This is a genomic window from Breoghania sp. (assembly GCF_030066895.1).
In the GTDB taxonomy this organism is placed as follows: Bacteria; Pseudomonadota; Alphaproteobacteria; order Rhizobiales; family Stappiaceae; genus Breoghania.
In genome coordinates, this window is sequence record NZ_JASJAV010000003.1 from 191,770 (window position 1) to 207,905 (window position 16,136).

The window sequence follows — 16,136 nt, forward strand, 5'->3', positions numbered from 1 at the left end:
CGACAGGGTAGGGCCAATGGTACGGCGCAAGGGACTGCCCGGTTCTGTCTTCGTCGTGGTCGCACTGGCCGTGACGACCCTTGCCGCCGCGCCGGATGCAGCTCCCGATTCGGAACGCGGCCAGATTATCTTTCAGACCTGCGAGGGCTGTCATCAGGTGGGCGAGGGCGCGCGGCACGGGATCGGGCCGCATCTTGACGCGTTTTTCGGTCGCTGCGCGGGCTCGCTCGATGCGTTCAAGTATTCCGGCGCGATGCACCGGTATGGGGAAGACGGGCTCGTCTGGAACGCGGAGACGCTGGATGCCTATCTTGCCCGACCGCAGGCCATGGTGCCGGGAACGCGCATGTCCTATCGGGGGCTGACGGACGCGGCGAAGCGGGCGGATCTCATTGCCTATATTGCCAGCGCAACGGCGGTCGACCCCACGCTTGCGCCTGCGCCGCGCGCGGAAATCGGCGCTGCTGCCATGGGGATCGACGGCGATCCGGACTATGGCGAATATCTCGCCGGAGAGTCCGTGACCTGTCATCAGCGCTCCGGGCGCACGGACGGCATTCCCTCCATTGTCGGCTGGCTGCGCGGGGCCTTTATCCGCGCGCTTTTTGAATACAAGACCAATGTGCGGCAACATCAGGTAATGAAACTGATGGCGGTCAATCTCGGCAATGAGGAGATTGCTGCGCTGGCCGCTTATTTCAGAGGGTTCGACCCGCAATAGACGTGTTGAAAGGGAGGAATGACGATGGTTGCTGTCACCCGAAGGCAATTCGGTCTGCTCGCCAGCCTTGTCGCTCCCGCTTATCTGCGTGCGCAGACGCCGCCCAAGGTCGTCGTGCTGGGCGTCGATCCCGGCGGGGTTCTACATCGCCAAGGATGCGGGCGAGGCGCTGGACGTCACCCTCATTGAGGCCAATCCAACGCTATACGACCTGCTTCTTTTCCAATCTCTATCTCGGCGGCTACCGCAGCTTCGACTCCATCACCCACGGCTACGACACGCTTGCCGCCAACTATGGCATCTCGGTCGTCAACGCCTTTGCCTCCGTCGTCGATCGCGAGGGTAAAACCGTGCGGCTAGCCGACGGCAGCACCCTTTCCTACGACCGGCTGATCATCGCGCCGGGCATCGATCTCATCTACGATTCCGTTCCCGGTTATTCGGAAGAAGCGGCTGAGATCATGCCGCATTCCTGGAAGGCGGGGCCGCAGACACAGCTGTTGAAGGCGAAGCTCGATGCCATCGAGGACGGCCAGCAGATCATCATCGTGACGCCGCCCAATCCCTATCGTTGCCCGCCCGGTCCCTATGAACGCGCCTCGATGTTCGCCCATGTGCTCAAGGCCAAGGGCTTCACGTCCTCCCGCATCATCATCCTTGATCCGAAGCCGAAATTCTCCAAGCAGGCGCTCTTCTCGGAAGGTTGGGAGAAGTATTATCCCGGCATGATCGAATGGTACGGCTCGGACGTGCATGGCGGGATCAAAAGCGTCGATCAGAAATCCGGCGAAGTGGCGACCGATCTCGATACGTTTAAGGGCTCACTCGTCAATGTCATCCCGGCCCAACGTGCCGGGCGGATAGAGCAGGATGTCGGGCTGACGGACGACAGCGGGTACTGCCCGATCGATCCCGCCTCCATGCGCTCGAAGATGGATGAGAACATCTTCGTCATCGGTGACGCCGCGATTGCCGGAGACATACCGAAATCGGCCTTTGCCGCCAACAGTCAGGCCAAGGTTGCGGCGATGAACGTGCGTGGCGATCTGATCGAATCGAAGGTCTTTCCCGCTAAGTACGCCAATACCTGCTGGAGCCTGATCGAGACCGATGACTGCGTGAAGGTGGGCGCGCAATATGCGCCGAACTCGGAGAAGATCGCGTCCACGTCGAGCTTCATCAGCCAGACGCATGAGCCCGCGGATCTGCGTCGGACGAATTACGAAGAATCGGTCGGTTGGTATAAAGGGATCACGACCGATATTTTCGGGGCGTGATGAACTGCCTATTGGCTCCATCTATGCAACGTCATTGCCCGGCGAAGTCCGGGCAATCCATCCGGTAGCGACGTGTACCGGACCTGCTGGATCCCCCGGACAAAGCCGGGGGATGACGGCGGAGAGAGTTCGGCGGAACGGCAGGGTGGCACTTCAGGTTACCGTCGCTTGCGGCCGTAAAGTTCCAGCCGGTGATGGACGATCTCGTAGCCGAGACGGCGGGCAATCTCTTCCTGCAGTTCTTCGATTCGATCAGAGGTGAATTCGATGACGTCGCCAGTTTCGATATCGATCAGATGATCGTGGTGAGAAGCGTCCGCGTGTTCGAAACGGGACGGACCGCCCTCGAACGTGTGGCGGTGAATGGCGCCCTTGTCTTCAAGAAGCTTCATAGTGCGGTAGACGGTGGAGAGAGATGCTCGCATCCACTTTCACCGCACGGCGAAAGATCGCCATTGCGTTCGGGTGATCGTCGCGCTCGGCCAGAATCTCGAGAATGACGCGCCGTGGCCGCGTGATGCGGACACCTGCCTCCCGCAACACGAGCTCGTAGTCGTTGTTTTTCGGTACGTTCGCCATAGATGCGAAAATAGCCAGTTGAGAAGCATCTGCAAGAGAAGAGCGCTGTCGCCGATCCGAAAGGCGATCAATAGATCGTTCGGGCGAGGTGCTCCGTATAGCCGTCGTCATAGGATTTCGCGTCGAATTCCTCATCAAGCGCCTTGATGATCGTTCCCGTGGAGGGCAGGGCGGAGCGCTCGATCTGCGTTTCCTGCGCCCATAGCCTGGATCGCACCAGCGCCTTCTGGCACTGGAAATAGGCCCGCTCGGCCGTGATTTTCAGGACGGTCGCAGGTTCCTTGCCGTTCACAGCAAAGGACGCGCAAAGTTCGGGATCGGCGGAGATTTCAGCCTGCCCGTTGATCCGCAAGGTTTCGCCGACGCCGGGAATGAGGAACAGCAGCGAGACGTGCGGGTCGCGTACGATGTTGCGCAAGGTGTCGATGCGGTTGTTGCCGCGCCGATCCGGGATCAGCACGGTTTTGGGATCGACAACACGCACGAACCCTGCTGGATCGCCGCGCGGCGAACAGTCGAGGCCTTCCTCGCCCACACTGGCGATGACCACGAAGGGGGCGGCATCGATGAAGGCTCGGTAGTGGTCGGAGATGTGGTCGAGTTCCTTGATCAGCGACCGCTTGGCGGGCTGACCATAGAGCGCTTCGAGCTCCTGAAGCGTGGTGATCGTGTGTGCGGTCATCTTTCCTCCCCTTGCGAGCCTGCCAAGGCTGTCAGTGATCTGTTGTCGAACCTGTAGGCGATCTTGTCAGTGACGGGCGCGCCGCTGAGCCGGGCATAGAACCGCGCGGCACCTTCGTTCGGGGCATCGACGGTGAGGTCGATCCGATCGACGCCGTGTTTGACGGCGAGCCCGGCAAGGAACCTGACAAGCGCTTCCCCGGTTCCGTGGCCGCGCGCTTCATCACGAACGAAAAGATCTTTCAGAAAAAGTGATCGGGGATGAAAGAGGTCATGTCGGAAGAGTGCGAAACACGCGATGCCGACCGGTGCGTCACCGATCCGGGCGACCGCGTAGCGGAGACCACTTTCCGGCTCCAGCAATTGCCGCAGGGCCGTCTCGCTCCAGTCCTGCCGGGCGAACGTGCGGCCCTGATAATGAAGGTCCATCGCGGCAAACAATGCCACGACGGTGTCTGCGTCGTCAGGGCCGGCAAGCGAGACGATCGGTTTTTCACTATCGCTTATCGGCCGGTCCTTTCGGTGTTGATCAGGCGAGTGCGTTCATCTCGGCGAGGATCGCGTCACCCATTTCGACCGTGCCGACCTTGGTCATGCCTTCCGACATCAGGTCCCCGGTGCGCAGGTCCTTGTCGAGGGCGGCCGAAATCGCCTTTTCCACCATTCCCGCTTCTTCGACGAGGCCGAAAGAATAAAGCAGCGCCATGGCGAAAGAAGAGATCATGGCGATCGGGTTGGCGGCACCCGTGCCTGCGATATCGGGGGCGGAGCCGCGCACCGCGGCTCGTACATGGCCTTGCGCATGCCGGTCTTGGCATCGGGCGCGCCCAACGAGGCGGAGAGCAGCATGCCGAGCGAACCGGTCAGCATGGCCGCGATGTCGGAGAGAAGGTCGCCGAACAGGTTGTCGGTGACGATAACATCGAACTGCTTCGGCTGACGCACGAGCTGCATGCCGCCGGCATCCGCCAGCATGTGGGAAAGCTCCACGTCCTTGAACTCGGCATCGTGAACCGCGGTGACGACCTCGTTCCAAAGAAAGCCCGACTTCATCACGTTGCGCTTTTCCATCGAGCAGACCTTGTTCTTGCGGTTGCGCGCAAGATCGAAGGCGATGCGTTCGATTTCGAACGTGTCGTAGACCTGGGTGTCGACGGCGCGCTTCTGGCCGTTGCCAAGATCGGTGATCTCCTTCGGCTCGCCGAAATAGACGCCGCCGGTCAGCTCGCGCACGATCAGGATGTCGAGGCCCTCAACCACGTCCGGCTTCAGCGAGGAGGATGCGGCCAGTGCCGGGTAGCAGATGGTGGGGCGCAGATTTGCGAAAAGCTCCAGAACGCAGAAGTCCGGCCTCAGGACGGCAATCGTAGGGAAGGCCATCCCACTTGGGATCGCCGACTGCGCCGAAGATGACCGCGTCGGCGGCCAGAGCCTTGGCCATGTCCTCTTCGGAGATCGCCTTGCCGCAGGCATCATACGCCGCGCCGCCGACGAGGCCTTCGTCGGTTTCGAAGGTCGAGCCGCCGCGTGCGTTGAACCAGCCGATGATCTTCTTCACCCCGGCCATGATTTCGGTGCCGATGCCGTCACCGGGAAGAAGTAGGAGATTATGCGTTGCTATGGGAGTTTCCGCGCCCTGTTCGTTGAGACTATCTGCGATTTTGCTAAAGGCTGGCGAGGCGGTTGGCAAGGCTGGGCGCGTGCTTAGCAGTACGGTACATCGCTTGAGCGATTATGCGCGAAGGAGCGCCATCAGTCCGGTTTCGTCCGGCGTTTCGGCCACGAAAACGGGACACTCGACGGCTGCGAGCGGCTCTGCGGCAGCGCTGGAGATTGCGAGTATTCGAAGGCCTTGCGGCTTGATTCCTGCCGTTTGCAGGGCCTTGACGAAGGCTTCAGCCGTGCGGCGCGAATAGATCAAGACGGCGTCGATCCGATGTCCCTTGAGGGCGTCGCCGATTTCATCGGGGAAGTTCTTTTGCTTCTTTGCCGCATAGAGTTCGACGGGTCGAACCGTGAAGCCCGCTTTCACAAGACGGCTTTCCAAATCGCTCCGCCGGTCGTGTCCGCACGGGTAAAGGATCGGTCCCGAAATCCGGGGACGGGCATCGACCAGGGTCTTGCCGAGGGAGGCGGCGTCTCCGGCGGCAGGCTTTACGGATGCGAACCCGGCCTTATGCAGAGCGTCGGCCGTTCTTGCTCCGACGGCGAAGACGGGGAGTGATTGCAAGGCCGGAAATTCAGGCCGTGCGGGTAGCACATCGGCAATGCGGGCGCTGGTGGCGGCAATGGCGGCGATATCGTCGGTTGGAAAGGTTGGAGGATCCAACGCTTCGATCTTCAGCATCGGCGCAAACAGCATGTCGTGCCCGGCCGCGCGCAACCGCTCGGCGGTGGCGCGGGCCTGATCGATCGGCCGGGTCAGGAGAATGTGCATGTCGCGGTCTCTCCTCTGCTGTTTCTGCTGGAGGTGCTCAGAGCGTCAGGAAGCCGGGGCCGGCCTTCGCCTTCAACGCGCAACCGAGTTCCGCGCCCATTCGGGCCGCTTCCGCGCTGCTTGCCTCGCGGATCTCTTCATGGGCGGCGCTGCCGTCGGGCTTCAATATGAGGGCCCGCAGCACAACCTTGTCCTCCGACACCCGCGCGAGCCCCGCGATGGGCGTGCGGCATGAGCCGTCGAGTTCCTTCAGGAAGGCGCGTTCGGCGGAAAGGCAGATTGCGGTTTCTTCGTCGTGGATCGCATTCAGAAGTGTGCGGATGCGTTCGTCGTCGATGCGGCTTTCGATGCAGATCGCGCCCTGGCCGACGGCGGGCAGGAAGGAATCCTCGTCGAGCACCGAGGTCGCGACGTCCGCCATGCCGAGGCGGCGTAGCCCCGCATAGGCCAGCAACGTCGCATCGACCACGCCTTCTTCCAGCTTTTCCAGACGGCGCTGGACGTTGCCGCGATAGGTGACGACCTCGAGATCCGACCGCAGGCGTTTGACGATGGCCTGACGGCGGAGCGAGGCGGAGCCGACGACGGAGCCTGCGGGCAGATCTGCGAGCGTCTTCGCCTTGGGCGAGATGAAGGCGTCGCGAACGTCCTCGCGCGGCAGGAAGGCGGAGATCTCAAGCCCCTCCGGCAGCACGGTCGGTATGTCCTTGGAAGAATGCACGGCGAGGTCTATGTCACCGGAATAGAGCGCGTCCTCGATTTCCTTGGTAAAAAGGCCCTTGCCGCCGACTTCGGCCAGCGGCCGGTCGAGAATCTTGTCACCCGATGTTTTAATAATTGCGATCTCGAAGGCCTCCTTGGGGAGGCCGTGAGCCTTCATCAGACGATCGCGTGTCTCATGGGCCTGGGCGAGCGCCAGCGCACTGCCGCGCGTACCGATCCGGACAGGTTTCGATTGCAATGATCTTGACCCCGGGTTAGGGCCGCTTGCATCCGGTCTGCCTGGACCGAAACGAGAAGCGGTGAAGGTGGGCCGGCGTGACCGGTGAATGTGCCGCAATGATAAGGCCCGATGGCGCCATGTCCAATTCGCTCGCCGGAGAAAAGCCGGCAATACGAAAAGATTTCTTTTCCGCCCTCGTCTTGGGCATCGAAACAAGTTGCGACGAGACTGCCGCTGCAATCGTCAGGCGAACCGGCGAGGGGCGGGGCGAGATTCTGTCCAACGTTGTTCGTTCGCAAATCGACGATCATGCGCTCTACGGCGGCGTGGTGCCGGAGATCGCTGCACGCGCCCATATCGCCATGCTCGACGGTATCGTGCGTCTGGCCATGAAGGATGCGGATGTCGCCTTCGCCGATCTCGACGCCATCGCCGCGACGGCCGGTCCCGGCCTCATCGGCGGCGTGATCGTCGGTTTGATGACCGCCAAGGCCATCGCGCTTGCCGCCGACAAGCCGCTCGTTGCCGTCAATCATCTGGAAGCCCATGCGCTGACGGCCCGGCTGACGGACGGCGTTCCGTTCCCCTATCTCATGCTACTGGTCTCCGGCGGGCACACGCAGTTCGTCATGGCGCGCGGCGTCGGCGACTATGTCCGCCTCGGTTTCACCATCGACGATGCTCTGGGCGAAGCGTTCGACAAGACGGCGAAACTGCTGGGGCTCTCCTATCCCGGCGGTCCCGCGGTGGAGAAGGCCGCGCGCTCGGGTGATGGGACGCGATTCGATCTGCCGCGCCCGCTTCTCAACCGGCCGGGGCTCGACATGTCGTTTGCGGGGCTGAAAACGGCTGTTCGCGTTGCCGCGGAGCGTTGCGAGCCCGTCAGCGATCAGGACGTGTCGGACCTGTGCGCCTCGTTTCAGGAAGCTGCGGCCGACGTGGTTTCCAGCCGCGCACGTCGGGCATTGGAACAGTTTTCGCAGACCTACCCCGGAATCGAGCCCGTGCTGGTGATGGCGGGCGGTGTGGCCGCCAACACGCGGATCCGTGAGGGATTGAACGAAGCGGCCCAGGCCACGGGAGCCCGTCTCGTTGCGCCACCGCCGCATCTGTGCACCGATAACGCGGCCATGATCGCTTGGGCGGGGACTGAACGACTGGCCCTGGGGCTTGTCGATCCGCTGAATGTCAGCCCGCGTCCGCGTTGGCCGCTCGATCAGGAAGCCAAACCGATGCTTGGCGAAGGCCGTAAAGGGGCGAAAGTATGAAGTTCGACAGGATCGGGGTCGTCGGCGGCGGCTCCTGGGGAACGGCGCTGGCCCTTGTCGCCGCGCGCGCCGGGCGAACGGTCATGCTTTACGCCCGTGATCGCGATGCGGTTGCAGCGATCAACAAGACGGGTCAGTCGCCGCGGCTTCCGGGGATCACCCTCGATCCGCCGCTCACGGCAACGACCGGTCTTGAAGAGGTTCTGGGCGCGGATGCGGTGCTTCTGGTCACGCCCGCCCAGACCACGCGCAAGCTGGCATTGCAGATGCGCCCCTTTCTGGCCGCCGATACGCCGGTCGTCCTGTGCGCCAAGGGGCTGGAGCATGGCAGCGGCGCTCTGCTGACCGATGTCCTCAACGATGCTCTGCCGCAGGCAACCGCCGCGGTGTTGTCAGGGCCGAGTTTCGCTTCCGATGTCGCGCAGGGATTGCCCACGGCCGTCACGATCGCGTCCGAGGATGCGGCGCTGGCCGACAATCTCGCCCGTGCGCTCGCCAGCGACAGTTTCCGACCTTATTTCTCCACGGACGTGATCGGCGTGCAGATCGGCGGGGCTTTGAAGAACGTGCTGGCGATCCCTTGCGGGGCGATTGTCGGGCGTGGCCTCGGCGCGAGCGCGCAGGCGGCACTGATCGCACGGGGATTTGCCGAGCTTTCCCGCCTCGCCAAGGTCATGGGCGTACGCACGGAGACGCTTTCGGGACTTTCCGGGCTCGGAGATCTTGTTCTGACCTCGTCCTCTCCGCAGTCGCGCAACATGGCGTTCGGTATCGAAATCGGGCGCGGACACAGCGTGGCGGAATTGACCGGGCCGGGCACGAAGCTCGTCGAGGGCGTTCATACGGCGCCGGTGGCGGTGAAACTCGGCAAGCGACGCGGTGTGGAACTGCCGATCTGCGAGGCGGTCGCGGCCGTCCTCGAGGACACGCTTTCCGTCGATGAAGCGTTGCAGATGCTGATGAGCCGACCGCTGAAGCGGGAAAGCTGAGGCGCTACTCGTTGCGCCGCAAGGCGTCGGCCAGCAATTGCAGGCCACCGTCGCGGATGTCGAGATCGATCAGATGATCGGCCGTATTCAGAACATAGTCGCGGTTGGGGCCGGACTGGCCGTGCCCTCGGCTGACGATTTCAAGCTGGCGTTCGTGCGACAGGGCTCCGGCATATTGCTCGTGAGCGCGTTCGACCACGTAGCTCAGTGCCTTCACCCGACGGCCGTCATCGAGCACGACGTCGCGCAGGACTTCGCGATAGACCATGGTCACCTGTTCGCGGTCGCGCAGATAGGCAATCACCTCGTCGCGCAAATGCGGCTCGACGCGAAAGGCAAGTCCTCGGCATGCGCCGCCCCTGTCGAGGCCGAGAACCAGCCCCGGTCTCTCCTGCGTTCCGCGATGTACCCAAGAATAGACGCAAAGCGAGCGGTGCGAACCGCGCAGCAGGGCGGGCACGGCGTGCGTGTGCGCGAAACCCGGTTGCCACATCAGGGAGCCGTAACCGAATACCCAGAGATCGTCGTCCATGCCTAACCTTGCGTTCGCATCGTGGGCCTGCCGCTCTAGCAGCGGGGAGGGGACGGTGCAAGGCATGGGTTTTTCATGAGGGGAAACGCCGGACGGGGCGTTCCTTCGGCTACCGGATTTTCTATCTCTCTCCGTCATGATGCCGCCGTTTCCGCACGCCAAGGGTGGTGGTGCCGACACAAGCCGTCCGTGACGGCCCGTTCACCTGGGAATTTTCGCCGACGCGCCGTCGCTATCTTCTGATCCTTCTTGCCATTTTCGTCGTCGTGGGCGGCTGGTTGGCCTTCTGGTTTTATGCGGCGGGGGAGGTGGAGCGCCGGCTCGACATCGCGCTTGAGGACTATGCCCGACAGGGGACGCAGGTCGTCTGTGCAAAGCGCACGGTCGGCGGATTTCCCTTCCGCATAGAAGTGCGTTGCGACAAGATCGATATTCTGCTGGCTGATGACAGCCAGGTTTCCGGCGGAAGCGTGCGGGCGGTCGCGCTTATCTACAAGCCGCGTCACATCATCGTCGACGCCGACGGCCCGCTGTCGGCCAGAGCGGCGCCGGTACCCGCCGTTTTCACGGGGCAGTGGAATGTTACTCATGCGAGCATGATCTTTAAGGGAACCGCCATATCGGCAGCCTTTCTTTCGCTGGAAGGGTTCGACGGGGCGATGGCGGGCGGTTTCGGGACGCAAAAGGCGGGGGGCGAGCGCGTTGAAGTGCATGTCCGCCGTGCGCCGGAGGCGGCCGAAGTCGCGCTACGCCTCGATCGCGTCTCGCTCGAAGGGCCGCTGGTCGAGGCCGATCCCTTCAGTGCGGGGCTTCTTCTTCGCCTTCCCGACGGAACGGACTGACTTTCCGGGCGCGAGAAGCTCTCGGCGATGATTGGGATGCCGATCGAAGTACAGGATGCCTTTCTCTTCCGCGATGAAGCGAAACTTTCCGCGACAGGGGGGCTGACCCTGGAGAGTGACGGCTATCTGGCCGGGGACCTGCAGATAACCGCAACGGATCCGGAGCGGATCGCGGAGCTCGTTCGTCCGTTCTACCCGCCTGCCTCTGCCGTTCCGCAGGCATTCCAGGGAGCATTGACCGGGTTCGGGCAAAAGACGACATTGAACGGACGGCCCGCGGTTACGGCCAAGTTCACCTTTCGCGAGGGGGCTATTCGTATCGGCTTCGTTCCGATCGCGCAGATGGTGCCGTTCTTCTGAAGTCTCGATTGGGGCGAGGCGAAGGACTGGTGCCTTGCGCTCGGAAGGCCGGGTTTGGCCGTACAACAGGAATGGCTGAACCGCCTTGTGTTGCGGAGGCGGTGCCGAGGGCAGAGACGGAAAATTAAATTTCCCGTGCAAAATGTGACAGAGTTGGCAAACGCGCATCTTGCATACATTCCGGAGACGGTCGTCATCTTGCGTCAGGCTTCCGGCCCACGAAGCAAGCCCGTAGGCTTCAGTAATTAGGGACGGTTCATGAAGATGTTTCCGCGCAGCGAAGATGGATGCCAGTCAGGTTCGGGGCATCCGGAGCAGTCCTCTCAAGATTGCGATCCTCACGAAGAAAACGAACAAGAGACTCGCGAGAAGGGCGCGGAAAACATCTTGCAGCGCATTCGCACGCTCCTGCGCGGTGACGGCGATATCGGCAAGGCGCAGCGCATGGTGCTGTTCACCTTCGGCGTTCGGGTTTTTGGGGCTGCATTTGCCTATTTTCTGCAAGTGTTTCTGGCCCGCTGGATGGGGAGCCACAAATACGGCATCTACGTCGTGGTCTGGACGCTGGTCATCGTACTGGGCGTGATCGCTCCGCTAGGGTTCAATTCGTCCGTTCAACGGCTGATCCCGGAATATCTCGTCCGTGGCCGGCACCGTCTCTTGCGCAGGCTTTTGAGTGCGAGCCGTATTATCGCGGTGGGTTCGGCGACCGTTCTGATGCTCGTCGCCCTGAGCGTCATCTGGCTCGCCTCCGATCACATCCCCGCCTATTACATCGTGACTGCCTATCTCGCCGCCCTCTGTCTGCCGATGTTCACGCTGACCGATGTGCAGGAAGACATTGTGCGCGCGGGGGAATGGGGCGATCTGGCGATGCTGCCGACCTATATCTGGCGCCCGCTGCTGATCGTCATCGGGGTTCTTGTCGCCAGCTTTGCCGGCTTTTCGCACACCGCGACCACAACGTGCCTGGCCGCGATCTGTGCCACCGCGCTGGCCGCGCTCTATCAGAAATTCTCGATGGATCGGCGTCTGAAACGGGTGGTCGTCCCGGGTTCGAAGGATTGGGCGGCGGGGGATTGGCTGCGCCTGTCCCTGCCGATCTTTCTGGTTGAGAGCTTCTTCACGCTGTTCACCAGTGCCGACGTATTGATGGTCAGCTATTTCGCGCCGCCGGACCAAGTCGCCGTCTACTACGCCGCCGCCAAGACATTGGCGCTCGTCCATTTCGTCTACTACGCGGTCAAGACCGCGTCGGCCCACCGGTATTCCCGGCTGCATTACAGCGGCGATCACGAGGGGCTGGCATCGTTCGTCCATCGCTCCGTCAGGTGGACCTTCTGGCCCCCGCTGATCTGCGCGGCGGTATTGTTGTTCTCGGCGGCTATATCCTGCGTCTGTTCGGCAAGGACTTTGTCGGCGGGCATGACATTCTGGCGGTTTTGATGCTGGGCGTGCTGGCCCGTGCCGCGGTGGGGCCGGTCGATGCCCTGTTGACGATGGCCGGAGAGCAGAAGCGGTGTGCGGTCGCCTATGCGATCGCGTTCGCCGTCAATGTCACCTTGAATTTATCGCTCATCCCCTTCTACGGCTTGATCGGAGCCGCATTTGCTACCAGTCTTTCCATGTGCTTCGAGGCAGTAAACCTGTTCTGGGTGGCGCGGACCCGGTTTCACATCAATTCCTTTATCTGGACCGGGTCAGGAACGAACAAGAGGAGAATGCATGGATAAGGACCAGGCTCAGCGGGAGAGGGCATCCGCTTCCCTCGCCGCTCCGCTACGGTCAGTCCATTCGAGCCCTTGTTCCTGATGCCTCTGGAGGTTGAAAACGAGATTTCCGCTTCCTTATCTGCGTTATGCGGAACCGGAAGCGGTGACGATCGCCGCTGTCTGCCACCGCAGCGACGGCGTCCTGGTCGCGCTTGCTCCGCTCGGACGGCGACCGCTCGGACTGGCCATATCGGCGGCCCATGTCTGGACCCACGCCTATGCACCGCTCGGTACGCCACTATTGGTGCCCGATTGCGCGCATGAGGCCGCGGTCAAGTTCATCCGTCTCGTTACCATGCAGACGGGGCCAATGCTTGCCCTACCGGAACAGCGGCTGGATGGAAGCGTTGCCGGGATCATTCAGGACGCGGCGGTTTCCCTAGGATTCAGGGTGGGGCGAACCTCGACCTATCTGCGTCCGGTCCTGTCGGCGCATGACACGATGGAGCGGTTCCTGTCGGAGGTTTCCAGCCAGCGACGGAGACGCATCGCGAAGGGGTATCGACGGCTGAAAGGTGAAGGTCATCTGGTGCGCGATCACCTGAAAGGCGCCCACGCCGCACAGGCCTTCGACGACTTTCTCGAACTGGAACAGGCTGGCTGGAAGGGCGAGCACAACACCGCCATTGCCGGCAATCCGGCATCATGCCGCGTTTGCGCGCGAGGCGATGAAGGGGCTGGCGGCCTCCGGTTGCCTCATGCTTGACCGGTTGCGTCTGGACGGTCAGACGGTCGCCGCGCTGGTGTCCTTTCGCGACGGGCCGCGCGCCTACGCCTGGAAGACGGCGTTTGACGAGACCCATGCGCGCTCGTCGCTCGGCATTCAGGTGACGCTTGCGGCGATGGAGAACTATTTCTCGTTCGAGGATCTGGTGGAGGTGGATTCGCTCGGCGGTCGCGTGCCGTCCTACGTGGAGGACCTGTGGCCGGATCGGACGGATTTCGGGACGCTCATGATCGCAGGAGGCAGCGTTGCCTTTGCCCGGTTCGCGGCTGCGCGGGTCGATATCGCGGCCCGGGAAGGCGCACGGCGCAGCGTCAAGAAGATCATCGCAAGCCTGCCGGGCAAGCACTGATTATAGTCAGGCGATACCGATATCCGGCTGGCGGATGTCGCATGGCGTTCGAAAAGAAAACGGAGGCCCGGGAACGCTTTATCGTCCCGGGTCTCGCGCATCTTGGGTCGTTCAGGCCGCGCAGGCAGCGAAGTGGGCTTCCAGCATTTCCATCGGCAGGTTGCGGCCGATGAAGACGAGGCAGCTTTCCCGCTTTTCGCCTTCTTTCCAGGGGCGCTGGTGGTCACCTTCGATGATCATGTGCACGCCCTGCACGACGTAGCGGTCGTCGTCCCCGGCAAAGGCGAGAATGCCCTTCATCCGCAGGATGTTCGGACCCTGAAGCTAGGTCGTCTGCTGGATCCAGGGGAAGAATTTCTGCGGGTCGAGTTCGCCGGCGCGCAAGGCGATGCTCTTCACGCCGTGCGGGTTCTCATCATGCTCATGATGGTGATCGTGGTCATGGTGATGATGATCGTGATCGCAGTCAGGCCCGCAGACAGGGTCGTCTTCGTCCAGGAAATGCGGTTCGAGATGGAGAATGCGGTCGAGATCGAAAGAGCCGCGGTCGAGATCGAAAGAGCCGCGGTCGAGAATCTTGGAAAGATCGATCGCGCAGCGCTCCGTCTTGTGAATGACGGCATAGGGATTGATCGCGCGGATCGCGGCTTCCACCGACTGGACCTCTTCGGCGGAGACGAGGTCGATCTTGTTGAGCAGGATTACGTCGGAGAAGGCGATCTGATCGCTCGCTTCTTCGGTATCCTCGAGGCGTTGCGGCAGATGCTTGGTGTCCACCACGGCCACCACCGCATCGAGTTTGGCCGCCTGGCGCACGTCCTAGTCTATGAAGAAGGTCTGGGCGACGGGGACCGGGTCGGCGACGCCGGTGGTCTCGACGAGGATGCCGTCGAAGGAACCCTTGCGCTTCATCAGGTTCTCTAGCGTGCGGATCAGGTCGCCGCGCACGGTGCAGCAGATGCAGCCGTTGTTCATTTCGAAGATTTTTTCGTCCGACTCCACGAGGAGGTCGTTGTCAATGCCGATCTCGCCGAATTCGTTGACGATCAACGCGTATTTCTTGCCGTGCTTCTCGGTGATGATGCGGTTCAAGAGCGTCGTCTTGCCGGAGCCGAGATAACCCGTCAGCACGGTGACTGAGATCTGGCCTTCTTCGGAAGAAGCTTCAGACATGAAATTTTCTTCCGCACGAAAAAATTCGGCGGCTCCGAAATCGGACCGGAACCACCGGCGTTGCCCGCAATATAGGGTCTTGATGCACTCTCGCGAAGGGGGAGAGACTCTCAGCATTTGAAAATGCCCGCCAGATAAGGGATTCGACGAGCGGGACGGTATCTCGGGTAGATCGCCGTCTCGCCCGCCGACCCCAGCCATGCACCGGGGATTCGGGACCTAGGTCCGGATGGTCATCCCGCGATCATGAGCCCGCAAGACAGTCGTGCAGGTTCTTCGCAAGGTTCTCCATCATCTGGGTGTAGGCACCTGCGCCGGGCTTGAGGTCCGCGCCCAGGGGATCGAGCACGCCGGAACGGGCCGAAGTCCCTTCGATCAGGGTGTTCACAAGCTGCGGCTTGAATTGCGGCTCTGCGAAAACGCAGATCGCGCCCGAGTCCTTGATGTGATCGCGGATCTCACGCACCCGGGCTGCGCCGGGCTGGTGCTCGGGGCTGACCGCGATGGAACCGACCGCCTCAACGCCGAAACGATGTTCGAAATAGTGGTAGCCGTCGTGGAAGACGATGAAGTTGCGGCCCTTTACCGGAGCGAGTTCCTCGGCGACCTTTTCCTCAAGGGCTGCCAACTGGCCGTTCAGCTTCGCGGCGTTTTCCTTGTAGGTGTCCTGGTGTTCGGGGTCGGCTGCGGCGAGCGTCGCTGCGATGGCGTCGACCATGGCGCGCGCATTGGCCGGATCGAGCCAGACATGAGGGTCTACGCCGTGATGGTCATGGTGATGAGCCTCATGCTCATGCTCATGTTCATGCTCATGAGCAGCTTCGTGCTCATGCTCGTGGTCCACCTCATATTCGTGTTCATGGGCTTCATCGGCATGAGCGTGTTCGTCTTCATGCTCATGTTCGGCGTCTTCATGGTGGTGCTTTTCCCACAGTACGCCTTCACGAAAATTCAGGGTCTTCACGCCGTCGACCTCGCCGAGATCGACGACAGTCGCCTTCTCCGACAGGGTTTCCAGCGGATGATTGAGGAACGTCTCTAGGTTCTCGCCAACCCGGAAGACGACGTCGGCGTCATTGAGCGCGCGGGCGTCGGAGGGCTTCAACGCATAGGTGTGCGGGGAGGCTCCGCCTTGAACGAGCAGCTGCGCCGTTCCCAAATCGCCCATGACTCCGGCGACGAGGGCGTCAATCGGCTCGATCGAGGTGACGACTTTCGGTACTTCCGCGTGGACAATGCTGAGCGTGGACAGCGTCAGGCCGATCAGACCGGCGACGGCTGAGCCCCACGCGATCGGGCGAAAACTCATATTGGTCACTCCGACTTTATGTTATAACGTAACATTCAATGAATGAGCTTTGTCGTCAAGGGGCATTCGTCCAGATCTTACCTCATATGGGGCACTTCTTTCATGTGAAAGGTGTTGCCAAGACCGTCCGGAGACGCTCCTCAACCGGTGCGTGTCCTTGGAAATGACCGGAACGTG

General features: G+C 61.9%; 15 protein-coding genes and 4 pseudogenes. 10 read left to right on the top strand and 9 right to left on the bottom strand.

All coding sequences use genetic code 11. The features are described from left to right. Positions 1-16 precede the first annotated feature (16 nt). Genes QNJ43_RS06230 through QNJ43_RS06235 form a run of 3 tightly spaced genes read left to right on the top strand, consistent with a single transcriptional unit; the run spans position 17 to position 1,998 of the window. A complete protein-coding gene (locus QNJ43_RS06230; protein ID WP_300468280.1) occupies positions 17-721 on the top strand; it encodes a c-type cytochrome in 705 nt (234 codons plus the stop codon). Positions 722-745: 24 nt separating this feature from the next. Then, the gene (locus QNJ43_RS26840) at positions 746-910 is read left to right on the top strand and encodes a hypothetical protein (protein WP_346432883.1); all 165 of its coding nucleotides are present in this window, start codon (positions 746-748) and stop codon (positions 908-910) included. Continuing rightward, a complete protein-coding gene (locus QNJ43_RS06235; RefSeq protein WP_346432884.1) occupies positions 907-1,998 on the top strand; it encodes an NAD(P)/FAD-dependent oxidoreductase in 1,092 nt (363 codons plus the stop codon). Before QNJ43_RS26840 ends, QNJ43_RS06235 begins: the two co-directional genes overlap by 4 nt. A 158-nt stretch (positions 1,999-2,156) precedes the next feature. Here QNJ43_RS06235 and QNJ43_RS06240 read toward each other — a convergent pair. The 6 genes and pseudogenes from QNJ43_RS06240 to hemC form a co-directional block, all read right to left on the bottom strand. Further along, positions 2,157-2,577: pseudogene (locus tag QNJ43_RS06240) on the bottom strand (Fur family transcriptional regulator). A gap of 67 nt (positions 2,578-2,644) precedes the next feature. Further along, positions 2,645-3,259 (bottom strand): pyridoxamine 5'-phosphate oxidase family protein, encoded by a 615-nt coding sequence (locus QNJ43_RS06245; protein ID WP_300468282.1) that lies wholly within the window; start codon positions 3,257-3,259, stop codon positions 2,645-2,647. After that, positions 3,256-3,765, bottom strand: coding sequence for a GNAT family N-acetyltransferase (locus QNJ43_RS06250; protein WP_300468565.1), 510 nt, complete (start codon positions 3,763-3,765; stop codon positions 3,256-3,258). Before QNJ43_RS06250 ends, QNJ43_RS06245 begins: the two co-directional genes overlap by 4 nt. A gap of 22 nt (positions 3,766-3,787) precedes the next feature. Next, positions 3,788-4,879, bottom strand: a pseudogene (leuB, locus tag QNJ43_RS06255) (3-isopropylmalate dehydrogenase). A 111-nt stretch (positions 4,880-4,990) separates the two neighbouring features. Further along, on the bottom strand, positions 4,991-5,695 hold the full coding sequence (locus QNJ43_RS06260) for a uroporphyrinogen-III synthase (RefSeq protein WP_300468284.1): 705 nt from the start codon (positions 5,693-5,695) through the stop codon (positions 4,991-4,993). A gap of 37 nt (positions 5,696-5,732) precedes the next feature. Continuing rightward, positions 5,733-6,656, bottom strand: a complete 924-nt coding sequence (hemC, locus tag QNJ43_RS06265; protein ID WP_300468286.1) for a hydroxymethylbilane synthase — start codon at positions 6,654-6,656, stop codon at positions 5,733-5,735. A 119-nt stretch (positions 6,657-6,775) separates the two neighbouring features. Between hemC and tsaD the strand changes: the two genes are divergently transcribed. Both tsaD and QNJ43_RS06275 read left to right on the top strand, forming a co-directional pair. Next, positions 6,776-7,906, top strand: a complete 1,131-nt coding sequence (gene tsaD, locus QNJ43_RS06270) for a tRNA (adenosine(37)-N6)-threonylcarbamoyltransferase complex transferase subunit TsaD (RefSeq protein ID WP_300468288.1) — start codon at positions 6,776-6,778, stop codon at positions 7,904-7,906. Further along, entirely contained in the window at positions 7,903-8,895 is a 993-nt protein-coding gene (locus QNJ43_RS06275; protein WP_300468290.1) for an NAD(P)H-dependent glycerol-3-phosphate dehydrogenase, read from the top strand. The genes tsaD and QNJ43_RS06275 overlap by 4 nt, the downstream gene beginning before the upstream one ends. Before the next feature lie 4 nt (positions 8,896-8,899). Here QNJ43_RS06275 and QNJ43_RS06280 read toward each other — a convergent pair whose 3' ends face one another. Next, positions 8,900-9,427 (bottom strand): gamma-glutamylcyclotransferase, encoded by a 528-nt coding sequence (locus QNJ43_RS06280; RefSeq protein WP_300468292.1) that lies wholly within the window; start codon positions 9,425-9,427, stop codon positions 8,900-8,902. Positions 9,428-9,693: 266 nt separating this feature from the next. Between QNJ43_RS06280 and QNJ43_RS06285 the strand changes: the two are divergent. From QNJ43_RS06285 to QNJ43_RS06305, 5 genes and pseudogenes are all read left to right on the top strand, one after another. Then, positions 9,694-10,629, top strand: a pseudogene (locus QNJ43_RS06285) (DUF2125 domain-containing protein). Positions 10,630-11,016: 387 nt separating this feature from the next. Further along, positions 11,017-12,075, top strand: a complete 1,059-nt coding sequence (locus QNJ43_RS06290; RefSeq protein ID WP_300468294.1) for a lipopolysaccharide biosynthesis protein — start codon at positions 11,017-11,019, stop codon at positions 12,073-12,075. After that, positions 12,075-12,362: a polysaccharide biosynthesis C-terminal domain-containing protein gene (locus QNJ43_RS06295; protein WP_300468296.1), complete on the top strand. Its 288-nt coding sequence runs from the start codon at positions 12,075-12,077 to the stop codon at positions 12,360-12,362. Before QNJ43_RS06290 ends, QNJ43_RS06295 begins: the two co-directional genes overlap by 1 nt. 142 nt (positions 12,363-12,504) lie before the next feature. Continuing rightward, on the top strand, positions 12,505-13,107 hold the full coding sequence (locus QNJ43_RS06300) for a hypothetical protein (RefSeq protein ID WP_300468298.1): 603 nt from the start codon (positions 12,505-12,507) through the stop codon (positions 13,105-13,107). Then, positions 13,070-13,477 (top strand): GNAT family N-acetyltransferase, encoded by a 408-nt coding sequence (locus tag QNJ43_RS06305; protein WP_300468300.1) that lies wholly within the window; start codon positions 13,070-13,072, stop codon positions 13,475-13,477. Before QNJ43_RS06300 ends, QNJ43_RS06305 begins: the two co-directional genes overlap by 38 nt. A gap of 111 nt (positions 13,478-13,588) precedes the next feature. Here QNJ43_RS06305 and QNJ43_RS06310 read toward each other — a convergent pair. Both QNJ43_RS06310 and QNJ43_RS06315 read right to left on the bottom strand, forming a co-directional pair. Beyond that, positions 13,589-14,650 (bottom strand): annotated as a pseudogene (locus QNJ43_RS06310) (GTP-binding protein). 244 nt (positions 14,651-14,894) lie between these two features. Then, entirely contained in the window at positions 14,895-15,959 is a 1,065-nt protein-coding gene (locus QNJ43_RS06315; RefSeq protein WP_300468302.1) for a zinc ABC transporter substrate-binding protein, read from the bottom strand. Positions 15,960-16,136: the final 177 nt, after the last annotated feature.

Excerpts from the sequence above, each read along its gene's own strand:
- QNJ43_RS06230 (WP_300468280.1), top strand. The coding sequence starts at position 17 with ATGGTACGGCGCAAGGGACTGCCCGGTTCTGTCTTCGTCGTGGTCGCA.
- QNJ43_RS26840 (WP_346432883.1), top strand. The coding sequence starts at position 746 with ATGGTTGCTGTCACCCGAAGGCAATTCGGTCTGCTCGCCAGCCTTGTC.
- QNJ43_RS06245 (WP_300468282.1), bottom strand. The coding sequence starts at position 3,259 with ATGACCGCACACACGATCACCACGCTTCAGGAGCTCGAAGCGCTCTAT.
- QNJ43_RS06260 (WP_300468284.1), bottom strand. The coding sequence starts at position 5,695 with ATGCACATTCTCCTGACCCGGCCGATCGATCAGGCCCGCGCCACCGCC.
- tsaD (WP_300468288.1), top strand. The coding sequence starts at position 6,776 with ATGTCCAATTCGCTCGCCGGAGAAAAGCCGGCAATACGAAAAGATTTC.
- QNJ43_RS06275 (WP_300468290.1), top strand. The coding sequence starts at position 7,903 with ATGAAGTTCGACAGGATCGGGGTCGTCGGCGGCGGCTCCTGGGGAACG.
- QNJ43_RS06280 (WP_300468292.1), bottom strand. The coding sequence starts at position 9,427 with ATGGACGACGATCTCTGGGTATTCGGTTACGGCTCCCTGATGTGGCAA.
- QNJ43_RS06295 (WP_300468296.1), top strand. The coding sequence starts at position 12,075 with ATGCTGGGCGTGCTGGCCCGTGCCGCGGTGGGGCCGGTCGATGCCCTG.
- QNJ43_RS06305 (WP_300468300.1), top strand. The coding sequence starts at position 13,070 with ATGAAGGGGCTGGCGGCCTCCGGTTGCCTCATGCTTGACCGGTTGCGT.
- QNJ43_RS06315 (WP_300468302.1), bottom strand. The coding sequence starts at position 15,959 with ATGAGTTTTCGCCCGATCGCGTGGGGCTCAGCCGTCGCCGGTCTGATC.